Genomic DNA, 12,437 nt, shown 5'->3' with positions numbered 1-12,437 from the left:
TGGATTTGCTGTTATTCACAGACAGCATCTTGAAATGGGCTTTGGCACGTTGAGAGATCTCACTTAAAAAAACGCAAATAGGCATGGATATGCTTTGTCCTACATTGAAAAACAATCTTTATGGTACTTTAGAAAATTTTATTGACAGAGCTGCCTCATAAGCTTAGACGAGTTTTATAGCCCAGATGGCGGAATTGGTAGACGCGCAGGTTTCAGGTACCTGTGCCGCAAGGCGTGGAGGTTCGAGTCCTCTTTTGGGCACCATTCTCTTTTTACCACGATATAACTAGTTGTTTTTAATAATGTTTTAAAGGGTGTGAGACACTAAAATAAAAGTGAGGAAATAGGATTTTCTAGAGGACTTTTATAATTTATTTTAGATTGCCCCTTTTTCTTTAGATATTTTCCAGCCACTCTAAACATCCAAGCGCTTTACACTGTGAAAAAAGTACAACTTTTGAAGTCTTTTCCTGACCATATCACAATCATTAAAACTTAACACAAATGAGTCTCGAATATCTCTGTAAAGTCAAGAAATTTTATAACATCATAAAACAACTTAACCGCCAACATTGGTTGTTGATTAATAGTTTTTCCTTCTCAAAAATTAAAAGACTTGCATTCAAACGTTATCTTGTCATAAGATGTGTTAAAACACACTAAATTCACCAATCATTCAAATAAAAATTCATGAAAAAGTTTTTTTGCCTTCACGCATTATTTTTCAAAGCATAAAATATAGCTATTCTTGGTTCCAAAAAATAATGATCTTAAATAAAAAAATAATAATAATTAAATAAAGTAAATTATTATTATAATATCAAAAACAATTCAAAATACAATTATAGAAAATATCAAGTTTATATTGCAAATATTTTTATGAAAAATTGAAATAATATTAAATTAAAAACATAAATAATATAAAATATTAATACATTATAATTATTTGTAGTAAAACAAATGTGAATTAAATATTTTAAAGAAAAGACTATATTTATTTTTATAAATAATACAGCTAAAATATATTGTTTTGAATTAATATCTTTTCTACCATACCAATGAAAGAGCATAAAACTTAAATGGACTCTATAAGTTAAAAATGATAGAGACAGCTATTTTTTGTATCTGTTTTAAAGAAAATTGATTTGATAAATAGAGGGGGCATCAATGAAACAGCAATATAGGTGGGAGAACGCCCTTTTTCTCGCCTAACATTAATCTGATTTTTGCGACCAGCCCAAAATATTTTTTACCAACGACAGCAAAAACTGAAAGAATTTGCTACTCTTCACAATATAGTGAATGAAAAACAATGAACAGACCACGTACCCTTGCTCTCACCTATGGATCCTATAATGCAGTGCGGATGCTGATCGGTGTCTACCATGCGATTTTTTTAAATGTCTATGGGTGTGAGTCTAGTACAATTGGCACTGCTTCAAATTGCCTTTTCCCTAACCATTCTGCTTCTTGATTTTCCTTGTGCTATTCTCTCAGACAGAGATCGCCGCAAATATTCCGTTATGGCAAGAGTTATCATGACCGGCGCATTTTATCTTCTCTGCCTTACCCCCACATATGACAATCCTTATCATTGCGCAAATCCTCTATGCCGCAGGAATTTGCCTCATCGCAAGTGTCATTGACAGATGGATTTTCATTCACTGGGCAATAAACAAGATCACTTTTCACGTTATGCCCATCTCTATCGCAAAATCAATTCCTTCGGGAGCATTATCAGCGGCATCATAGGAATTGGAACAATATACTACTCTGGGCAATATTTTATGGGATATATCATCTCATACCTGATGATGAGCAGGATCTTTTTAATATTCCTTCTTGTTCCTGAAGGAACAAAATCAAAGCCTGAAAAACACAAGACAACAACGAGCCTCCACCATGCCAAAGAGACACTGTGGATCTTCCAAAATACTATTGGAGGGGCAAGGTTTATTTTCCTCATGTGCCCCTTCAGTGCTGGTATTCAGATTATTTATCATTTCTGGCAACCAATAATACTTTCATCGAGCAAAATCGATCATCTTGCCAAGAATCAGATGCTCACACTAATGTTCTGCCATATAGGGGCTTTTTTCAGCACAATATTTTTCAAATTTTCTGATGTCCAAATATCATATCTTAGATAACAAATACAGAAATTCTGTGAAATATTTTTCATTTTTCTTTCCCCTGATGTGTGTAGCACTTTATTTTTTAGTTCATAGCAATCAAATCGCTATAGCAATTATTGCATTTTCATTAATTCATGGTTTTATTTGCACCTTGCCAATCGGCGCAAAGAGTCTGTTTTTTTCAGAGCTTAACCAAAAACAAACTCAGCACATTTCCGGTGTTATTGGCGCAGTATCTTTTTGTAGACAAATATTTTCAATTGCAGTATTAAGCATCATCTCCTTTCTTCCTGCACAAATTCCACTGTCTTATTATCTGATATTACCAACTATCACCTTTTTCATATGTGGTTTGATCGTCATGAGATAGATGACACACTCCCACAAAGCGCTACGAGCAGAAAATTATATTATTACTTCCCAAAATGATATCTCCTCATATGCACAGCATATTGATTTATAATTCACTATTTTAGATAGAGACTCTCATAGCGCAAGATTTTCTTCATGCAAATCTGTTGATATTGAATCAGCAAAACCACTCCCCTGCTCGCCACAAATAGAATGGACAAAAAAACTTTAAAAAAGGTACAATAACACTTTTTATGAAAGTGTCTCAGATGCCAAGAGCTGTCACAACATTGGAGGCTGGCAATAAAGTATGATAAAGACAGCTTGCTCTTTCATAAATGCAAAAATGACGTGTATAGTAAATTTATCATTATGTCATTCCTGAACGGTGCTGTGAAATAAGCCTCAGTACCTTAAGAAAGTTTTTTTTAACAGGCACATGAATGAGCAACACAATAACATTTTGTTTTACGTAAGAGATGTGATCCCGTTAATGAAATACAAAACGAGTGAAGAATTTTCCGAAAAAAACCGATCTTATGACAACCGATGAAAGATAAGAGTTTTACCCTAAATGAGTAAGAAAAAAATCATTTGAATGAGATAAGAAAGATTTTTAAGTGCCCTTATTGCACTTTTAATGCATGCGTTTGGAATATTTTTAGAGAAGGAAACAGCTTTGTTGACATAGTAGCAAAATAATCATGAAAGGGTTTCATGATGATCATAATCTCGCTTAAAAAAATAAAAACTGGCAATGTATATTGCCAGTTTTTAAAAGCGTAGTCCAAGAGAATTAGAATGAACGCTGTAAGCGAATCATACCTTGAAAAGCATTTTTTCCATTCAAAGCATGGGTATATTTTGTATCTTTGTTTACGCCTTTTAAAGTACGATCATCATTCCAAGAGACATAAGTAAGTTCAGGTGTAATTACAAAGCCTGGAACGAGCGTGTAAGCAATATTGACAGAAGTTGCAAAGGTTTTTACAGCGCTATAAGAAACTTGAGCATTTAAATTTGCCTTTGGAGTGAGTTTGTAAGTCGCACCAGCCCAAGCAGCCCATTTTCCTCCCCAGTTTGCGTAAACCGTTGTATTTTGTCGCGTTAACACACTGTCTGTACCTTTTTCTACAGCATAGTAATCAACACTGTTTTTATAGCCAACCATTGCCCATAAATTGAAACGATCATTGACATTGAAATCTACGCGTACCTTACCAGCCCACTTTTTGTAGTAAGAATCATAAGCAGCAACGGCTGAAAAACCACCCCATTTTTGCATAAATTTCATACCCAAAACCAGATTAGGGGTGTAATTTTTTATTCCTTTGCTTGGTGGAAGGTCATCGCCAGAAACGGGAGTAACTTTGTCATCTTTATCGATGTAGTAGTATGGACCTGATCCGGTGAAGGAAGCATTCCCTAATTCAGCTCCGATAATGGCAGAAAAGCCACTATCACCACTAAAGGTGTAAGAAATAAAATTCGTACGCGTTACACCCGCTGGTGCTATGCTGTCATCATTTATAACATTTCCATAACCACCGGTCCAGCTGTTGAAAATTGTATCATCAAGACCTACGCGAAAACCACCAAGTTCAATGTAAGCCGCAGCAAGCTTGGCACCATCCTTGTTGTTACCATCCTTCCAGTTTGAAGAGATACGTGCATATGAACGAAGTGTTCCCATTTCTGTTTCAGAAGCAGTCTGAAAAACAAGGGTTAATTGTGATGTTGCACTATAAGTTTTTCTTTTAGTAGCTAATTCAGCATTTGTTGTGGCATCAATATTATCACCGCCTAGAAAATCAGCGCGAACATTTCCTGACAAACGCATGCAGGTCTCTGTTCCAGGGATATAGAAATAGCCTTTACCATATGCATCGCAAACGCGAACATATTCTACAGGCTCTGGTTCTGCAACAACTGTTGAAGCGGCATGCGCTCCAGAAATTGCTAAAAAAGCTGCTGTAGAGCTTAAAAAGAGGGACTTAATATTCATAATGAATCTCCAATGAAAGGTAGTTCAATCTTCGTTAGGGAATATTATTTTCTCGACTTATATAAAGACAGAGTAAAATACACGATACTTATAATTCCTAGCTATACTCATCTTTTTTCAATATACAAATATGAAATTAACTTTTTGAAGGGGAATGATGCACTATTCAAGACAATGTGGCAAAAAAAGCACATATACATTTGGGCAACTTGTTATCCGATATCATCAATAAAAGAAAAACTTCAGATATTTTTGAAAAAAATCGAAAATGTCTTGAACTTTCAGTTGATACCATTTATGCACTTCCTTGGAGAGGTGGCCGAGTGGTCGAAGGCGCTCCCCTGCTAAGGGAGTAGGGCTCAAAAGGCTCTCGAGAGTTCGAATCTCTTCCTCTCCGCCACAACACTTTTATCATCCTATAATTTATTGATTTCATAAGTGTTTTTTAAGGTTCGGGATATTAGGATAAAGGTGCAGGAATAGGATTTTTTTCCTCTCTGCTATTTTCAATAAAATGAATAGATTCTAAAAGAGTTTAGGAATTTTTTTTGATTCTTTTAACTTATTTTTCTTTCTATCCTGAACCTTTTTGTAGTTTTTTAATCGCTTCTATGACGCACCATTTTCTATCGGCTATTTTGAATAGAGTCATGCCATTTTCTCTTCAGCTTAATAAAAAGTACTTTTTACTTATGATACTATAGGATCTCCATATGCTGCTGCTTTTTTAAAGCTCATATTATATGCTCTGCCTCATACAATGGGGCATCTCAATTTTCTTTTACGAACTTATTTCCATTTTTTCACTGTTGCCTGTTTCATTTTGTGTGATCAATCTCAAGTATTATAGTGTGCTCAGGAAAAAAAATATTTTGGGGGACTTATTACTTGAAACTAAAATGAATGACATTATTCTATATACTCTCCCATTAATGTGAACGGTATTGTTAAAATACAAATCGTTTGCAGAAAAAACACCAATCCAAACACGCGCATATTTAATAAATTTGCGCAATCCATGAATTCTGTATATCGTCTACCTTGGTTTATGACTTTTATTGATATGCCATAATCACACCGCCTGATTTTCTTTACGAGATAAGGTGGGAAAACTTAAAATGTAATGGAATTTATACGTTAATATTTAAATCATCATCACATCACTTGATAAATTCAAAATCCTATCTGAATATGATGTTTTCTTAATTATTTTAACTCCATTCTTGCCACAGCAAGTTTAGTTTGCTGATGGAATGTGAGTCCATCACTTCGTTTTTTAGCTCTCACCATAGAGATTACCGTTGATGACACTCTGATAAATGCGCTGGCTGCTCTATGGGTTTCTTTCATTGTAGCAACTTTTTATGAAGGATATCATATCGTTATATCTTAAAGAGAACAAAGCAAAAAATATTCTTCATAAAAAAGCGCTCCTTCACACAACGTTAATCGGCAAAAAGCAGCAAAGAACTCCATAACCATCTATTCTTATAATTTTATATTTCAAATTCAAATGCATTGAATCAATTCGAGGGGAAATATTTATCTACCAACGCATAAATAATTGCTGCTGTTTCAATATCCAAAATTCCATCATAATTTTCCTGACGAAAATGAAGCTGAAATGCTCGGATCAAATCCTTATATCCCATTTCACTACATGCAACCGAAATATCATATCCATAACATTTTAGTTTAGCCAAAACATCTGCCTTGGACGGCAAATTTTTACAGAACTTCCCCTGATAGTAATCCTTTCGCTCCTCATCATACCATGCCCCTATACCAGCCAAATAAAGTTCTTTCCACGGAAAAGCAGCCCCTGGATCACTTTTTCTTCCAATAGCAATATCACTGTGTCCAACAACATCGATTGGCATAATATCTGGATATCTTTGAAGGATATTGAATGCTAGTTCCTTAACTGCATCAATTTGCTTTGGATTATAAGGAGGAAAGACAACGCGCTCGTGGTTATCAATCTCTAAATTCACTGTCTCAAGCTGTAAAGCTGTCCTACTCATATCACTATCCCCAGCTTGCAAGCCACCATTAGTCTGCAATTCACATCCATCTTTATTAACCGGATTTAAAACACGCGCATCCTTTAAAGCTGCGTCAACATAGGGTTGCTCTGAAGAGTAAGAAGGGACATTCGCCAAATTCACTATTTCAATTCCAATGGATGTATCATTTAAGTTACTACGTCCAGCCCATGAACTCACACCAGCATGCCATGCACGTTCGTTTTCATCAACCAAATTAAAGATACACATATCCTTAAATCCTGCCTCAATATAGCTCTTCTCTGTTGGATCAGGAACAAGATAGTGGGCACTCACATTTTCCCCTGTAAGAGCCATTACTGACTCTTTAAAATCAAGTGAAGTATAATGCATGATAAGAAAACGAACGCGACGATTAAAGCTCTTAATAGAACGATAACTGTTGTAATCAATCTGATACATAGAAATCCTTCCTTTATCTTATCCACGAATAGCATCGCGTGTTAGAACAGAAACACCAAAGCTCTTGCTCCCTCATGAACTCGCACTTTCAAATCCTCTATGCATAATGAACGATGCAACCCTCAAAACATTCTCAAGCCATTACATCAGATATCGACTCTCTAAAATGTCTGAAAACCACTCATTAAGGAACACTTGGACAAAGACACCGCACATACAACGCCGTGCTTCATCACCATCCTATCATGCAAAAACATTATGAAATTTTTGTGTCCATTTACAGGCAGCGACATGAACAACGCCACTTTTTGATGAACTCCTCTTTGCTTCACATTTTTCAATAAAATTGAAAAATTGAGAAAATTCTTCTGTATAGTGATAAATAATCAAGCGATCGCCTTTGTGATAAAGAAATCTTTCCTATAGTTTTCAATATATCTTTATCTCTCAAATAACGCACGCCAAAAAGCTTTTCTTAAACCAAATACAAATACTCTGGAAAAATAATAGAATTTCATCATGCCATAAAAATCTCAATGCACCTATACACAGGATCTTACCCCAAAATGATATCAATACTTGTTATGAAAAAGAAAATAGTGAACTCTACCTTCAGAAATTTTCGGCATAAAATCTGAGCAATTATAGGCAAATTTTTCTCTAAGAACGTTTAAAAGAAAATATTGCCCAAATCTTTAATAGCATTCAGCCTCCATCTGCTCTCAAAGAGAACTATTGGCTAAGACAAATGTTTCTAAAGAGTCAAAACAACACTGTCTTTACCCCATACAACAACAAAATGATGTGGAAATTATTGTGCTCCGCCTCTACAAAGTATTATTTGCTTTTCTCCCTTTGTAAATATCTTTTTAAAACCAACCAAGCTGCATATTCCTGTAAGACCGCCCTCAAAAGTGGTCGTGTATAAGGAAAAGAAACACAATCATCACCATAGTTTTTTATTCGTACAGTCATTGTAGCATATCCAAGGCTTTCTTTTTGCTTTTCTAATATCTCCAAAGGAGGTGATAAGCTAACCTCAACCTCTAGCTTCGAAACATTTTTGGCAATTTTTTCTATCGGCTGAAAATGCTTTAAAAGGTGAGGATCATTTGCCAACCAACGAACTTCTGCGTGCACTGCTAATTGTTTGTAAGCAGTAGTAATTTCTGCCCCAACCAAATATGGACGAAAATAATTTTCAAATTCTTCAATTAAATGCTCTGCCAAAGGCGTTGATGACTGACCAACCAATTGCACAAGAACATAAGGACTTTTCCATAAAAAATGCCGTTCAAATGGTTCATTTTCAAAATGATCATCAACCCAATGCGCAAGAGTACTTTCATCAATTCCAATCAAAGTCCATGCATATTGCGCACGCGATACAAGAGAATATTTTGTCTCATCATGTTGTAAATAATCTTCTAAAAGGGCAAGAGCTTGTGTAGGTGGACCAGGCAACACCACAAGACAACTTCCATCACAAGAAAGGTAAAAACCAGGTGCTGTACCCGTAGGATTATCAAGCACTTTTGCCGTCTGCGGAAACAATGCTTGACGCGCATTATTGCTATCTGGCGCAATCCCTAACCGCTCCAACTGAGCTTTTATTGTTTGCCAAACATCTTCATAATGAAGCAAAGGCTGTCTCACAGCTTTAGCCACCGCATCACGTGTTTTATCGTCAGATGTTGGTCCTAGTCCTCCACTGATAATGATGAGATCTTCTTGTCCCAAACAAGCAATTACAGTTTCACACATTTGCTGTAATTGATCAGCACAAACAAAATGGCGCGTTACTTGAATATTTCTCTTTTCCAAGCTTTGACTCAAATCCTGCAAATTCGTATTCAAATATTGTCCTGAAAGGAGTTCATCACCAACCGTAATAACCGCTGCCCGACAAAGAGAAACAGGATTTTCAAGAGAATTGAGAACAGCTTGTGCCATTTGACGGGTAGAGGCTTCCCCTCCCAAATCATAGGTCACAATTTTTCCAGCACGAATAACCTGATCAACATTCTCAGACAATTGCCGTGCTGCATCCCGAAAGCCTAAATAATCCAAAAGTAAAGCCGTAGTGTAAAGCATAGCAGAAGGATTTGCTCTATTCTGTCCAGCAATATGCAGTGCACTGCCATGAACCGGTTTAAAACAGGCAATATCGCTTCCCACCATTGCACTAGGTGAAAGTTCTAGTCCACCCATCATTCCAGCGGAACAATTAGAAAGAATATCACCAAATATACTGTCAGCAACAATTACACCAAAACGCTCTGGCTTTGTTGCAATCCATAAAACAACCGTATTCACATCGTGAATCTCTGCTTCCATTTCAGAATACTTTTGTGCAACTTTCTCAAAGATTTCTTGAGCAAATTGACCACTTTCCCGCATAATACTTAGCTTATCTGCAAAAGTAACCCTCTTAAACCCACGTGCTCGTGCATAAGAAAAAGCATATTCAAACAACCGCTCTAAACCAAAGCGTGTTTGCAAATGCACCATCCACGCCGCCTCTTCAAAACCATATTTTTCTAAATTTTGATGTTTCAACCATACAGCTTCCTCAGAGGGTATTCCACGAGAATCTCGTTCTGTATAAAGACCTTCGCTATTGTCACTGATAACACAAAAATGAAAAGGCTTTTTCGGACCGACAATGTATCTGATAGGACGTATATTTGCAAAAAGATCCAACTTTTGGCGCAATTGAATAAGAGGCGAAACATCAGAAAGTTGACTTGCTTTTGAAGATTCTACAAACTTTTTTAAAGCAGCTTCTTTTTCTTCACAAACCACAGTCCCAAGTAAAAGTGCATCACTTTCAGATACTTTTTGCCAAGTTTCTTGAGGAATGAAATCTCCACCCTGTTTCTGGCATTGCCAACCAATCTCGCCATGAATAAATTCGATCGGCAACTTGAATTGCTCTAAGACCATCCGTGCGGCATCACAAATCTCTGGTCCCACTCCCTCACCAGGCAATACAAGAACTTTCTTTTTCATAATTTATTCATCCATTCGTCAATAATTGCATTCGTCATCATAGGATTATCATCCCATAGGCGCGTACCAGCATCAGGAATGACCTTATATTCATGATGGATACAATGACTTCTCGTCTGATTATCTATGGTTGCAAGTTGTGACTTTTCACCGATCAGCGCTAAAAATTTCCCAGTATATTTGACAATCTCATTTCTAGCATCCATCTCTAGCAAGAACTGAAATCCTCTCGTCATACGCTCAATTGCCATGTTCCTCTGCGCATCAGGGATCTCCCGTAAAACTCTTTTTTTCATCACTCCACAAGGATGCATCAAAATATTCAGTGCTTCGAGCGCTCCAGACAAATCTTGATTTTTTAAAAAATCAAGAATACATCCAAGTCTCTGTTGTAAAGGCTTATCTGGATAACCTGGCGCATTCACAGCAAGCACAGCGCGAACATTTGGTAATCTTGCCGCCAATATTTGAACTAACATTCCAGCCATAGAAAACCCCACAAGTACTGAAGGCTCTGTAAAATGGTGTTCAAGTTTCTCTGTAATAAAAGATAAAATTTCTACGGAAGAATTTTTACAAACAGGAGAGTCACTCGGAAAAAGAGACAGGGTATCAAGGAGAGTCATTTGACATCCTTTTGCCGAACATAGCTTTGTAAATGAAGCACAAAAAACACCATGATCCCAAATTGGCATCACAGGTGAGAGAATAACAACACGAAAGCTCATTGATTGATTCCCCGCTATTTCCTAAAGCCGTTATTTCAAAAGATATGTAGCAAAAATTTTCCTCACTGCAGACAACATGAAAACACAGATATATCCAAACTCTATCATGCATCCCCCCTCTAGAAAACAATCACTCAGAATAAATTATAGTAAAATGAAACAAAACTACGATAAATTTTAAGCACGCTCAATGCAACCAACTTCATAAAGATTTACTGTCGAGTAACAACCACTTCTATTCCAGTAAAACAACACATAACATTGCCCCATGATGCTCTTTTTCTGATCTCACTCACTCCATTTCCGAATGCATAAAATCATGCGCTTTGCAGATATAAATGATAAATCCCAGCAGACAGCAGGCAGCCAATAAAACTGCCATAGTCTGTGGATTGTGCCCAGATATTTTTCCAATAACCGCAGCACTCAACGCAGCACTGCCTAATTGTAAAGCTCCCATCACACCAGAAGCAGCCCCAGCTGCTTGTGGATGTGAGGAAATAGCCAATGCTGTTCCTAGCGGCAATAAAAAACCATTCGCAAAAGTAAGAACAGCGATAGCAACAAAACTCGTTACCAACGGCCATGGGCTTACATACATTTGCAAAGCAAACAGCCCCCCTCCTATCGCAAAAATAATATACCCACGCCAGACCGTTTTTTCCATAGACTCGCGTTTAAAAAACCATCGCGCTGTAAAATTTCCCAAAATATAGGGTAATGACACACCAATATAGCTATAACCAATATAAATTGGAGGCAATCCCAAAGTCGTGAGCAAAAAAGGCGATTCCACAATATAAGCAAAATAGGCCGCATAAGAAAAACACGGAATAAGTGCATAGAAAACAAATTGTTTGTTTCTAAGAACCCCTAAACATCCCTTCATAAATCCCATAAGAGAAAAACGGTGACGTTTTTGAACAGGCAAGGTCTCAGACAGCACAAAGTAACAAAGCAAAATGGTCAAAAATATAAAAACACTTAAAAAAATAAAAGTCGCTTGCCAATGAAAAGCTTGTAACAATATCCCTCCCACTAAAGGGGCGAGTGCTGGCGACATGCCAATAAAGGGAAAAACAATTAAGTAAAGTTTTCCTGCTGCTTTTTTATCCAATAAATCATTGATAATAGCACGGCTTAAAACAATTCCGGCACACGCTCCAAGACCTTGTAAAAAACGCAAAGCAAGAAAAGCATGAATATTAACCGTATAAATTACACTTATCGTGGTAAACAACCATAGAAACAAACCAAAGAGAAGTGTTTTTTTACGCCCAAAATTATCACTCAATGGTCCATAAATAAGCTGTCCAAGTGCCAATGCAAACAAAAAAATCGCCACCGCACTTTGAATCCGTGATTCAGTAACTTGGTAATATTGGCGCATTTCTCCAAGTGCCGGAAGAAAAATATCTGTAGAAATCAAACCTCCGGTCGACAAACACACGATAAGTATAAGGAATGGTAATGTATATTTATGTTGCATGAGGGAAAAGCACACTTTGTAATTTAAAAGATGGATATTATTTACTATAGCAAGTATTTTATTATTTATTGATAAATATAATACTCTTTTTTATTTATTAACAGAAATATATAAATTCTTTATTATAAAGAATTTACTGTTTTTGTTTTCTTGAGATATTTCTCTCACCAATCAGCAAAATCCCTATAAACAAGCTCTCGTTTGGAAATCGCCCAAAAACACTTTTCACCATCTGAAGATGGATTATCA

The 12,437-nt window shown here is 36.4% G+C and carries 6 protein-coding genes, 2 tRNA genes and 1 pseudogene; 4 read left to right on the top strand and 5 right to left on the bottom strand.

All coding sequences use genetic code 11. From position 1 onward, the window contains the following. The first annotated feature begins 179 nt into the window (after positions 1-179). Together PVV64_RS07835 and PVV64_RS07830 are read left to right on the top strand one after the other, a co-directional pair. Positions 180-264: transfer RNA gene (locus PVV64_RS07835), tRNA-Leu, on the top strand. A 1,048-nt stretch (positions 265-1,312) separates the two neighbouring features. Then, a pseudogene (locus PVV64_RS07830) lies at positions 1,313-2,505 on the top strand (MFS transporter). A gap of 777 nt (positions 2,506-3,282) precedes the next feature. On the opposite strand, the gene PVV64_RS07825 reads toward PVV64_RS07830, so the two are convergent. Continuing rightward, positions 3,283-4,491 carry a porin gene (locus tag PVV64_RS07825; RefSeq protein WP_273760498.1) on the bottom strand — a complete coding sequence of 403 codons (1,209 nt, stop codon included), beginning with the start codon at positions 4,489-4,491 and terminating at the stop codon, positions 3,283-3,285. 309 nt (positions 4,492-4,800) lie between these two features. On the opposite strand from PVV64_RS07825, the gene PVV64_RS07820 reads away from it, so the two are divergent. Together PVV64_RS07820 and PVV64_RS07815 are read left to right on the top strand one after the other, a co-directional pair. After that, positions 4,801-4,891, top strand: a tRNA-Ser gene (locus tag PVV64_RS07820). An 855-nt stretch (positions 4,892-5,746) separates the two neighbouring features. Beyond that, positions 5,747-5,884: a hypothetical protein gene (locus PVV64_RS07815; RefSeq protein WP_273760497.1), complete on the top strand. Its 138-nt coding sequence runs from the start codon at positions 5,747-5,749 to the stop codon at positions 5,882-5,884. A gap of 130 nt (positions 5,885-6,014) precedes the next feature. Here the strand turns inward: PVV64_RS07815 and PVV64_RS07810 are convergent, their stop codons facing one another. From PVV64_RS07810 to PVV64_RS07795, 4 genes are all read right to left on the bottom strand, one after another. Then, positions 6,015-6,959, bottom strand: a complete 945-nt coding sequence (locus PVV64_RS07810; RefSeq protein WP_273760496.1) for an N-acetylmuramoyl-L-alanine amidase — start codon at positions 6,957-6,959, stop codon at positions 6,015-6,017. 837 nt (positions 6,960-7,796) lie between these two features. Further along, positions 7,797-9,971 (bottom strand): isocitrate/isopropylmalate family dehydrogenase, encoded by a 2,175-nt coding sequence (locus PVV64_RS07805; protein WP_273760495.1) that lies wholly within the window; start codon positions 9,969-9,971, stop codon positions 7,797-7,799. After that, positions 9,968-10,699: an alpha/beta fold hydrolase gene (locus tag PVV64_RS07800; RefSeq protein ID WP_273760494.1), complete on the bottom strand. Its 732-nt coding sequence runs from the start codon at positions 10,697-10,699 to the stop codon at positions 9,968-9,970. Before PVV64_RS07800 ends, PVV64_RS07805 begins: the two co-directional genes overlap by 4 nt. A gap of 292 nt (positions 10,700-10,991) precedes the next feature. Next, complete coding sequence (locus tag PVV64_RS07795) at positions 10,992-12,188, bottom strand: multidrug effflux MFS transporter (RefSeq protein WP_273760493.1); 1,197 nt, start codon at positions 12,186-12,188, stop codon at positions 10,992-10,994. Positions 12,189-12,437: the final 249 nt, after the last annotated feature.

The organism is Bartonella sp. ML70XJBT.G (genome assembly GCF_028618575.1).
GTDB lineage: Bacteria > Pseudomonadota > Alphaproteobacteria > Rhizobiales > Rhizobiaceae > Bartonella.
The sequence above is the reverse complement of the archived record's forward strand: the minus strand, read 5'-3'. Positions and strand labels throughout refer to the sequence as shown.

Bases quoted from the DNA above. Each gene is read 5' to 3' on its own strand.
- PVV64_RS07825 (WP_273760498.1), bottom strand. From the start codon at position 4,491: ATGAATATTAAGTCCCTCTTTTTAAGCTCTACAGCAGCTTTTTTAGCA.
- PVV64_RS07810 (WP_273760496.1), bottom strand. From the start codon at position 6,959: ATGTATCAGATTGATTACAACAGTTATCGTTCTATTAAGAGCTTTAAT.
- PVV64_RS07805 (WP_273760495.1), bottom strand. From the start codon at position 9,971: ATGAAAAAGAAAGTTCTTGTATTGCCTGGTGAGGGAGTGGGACCAGAG.
- PVV64_RS07800 (WP_273760494.1), bottom strand. From the start codon at position 10,699: ATGAGCTTTCGTGTTGTTATTCTCTCACCTGTGATGCCAATTTGGGAT.
- PVV64_RS07795 (WP_273760493.1), bottom strand. From the start codon at position 12,188: ATGCAACATAAATATACATTACCATTCCTTATACTTATCGTGTGTTTG.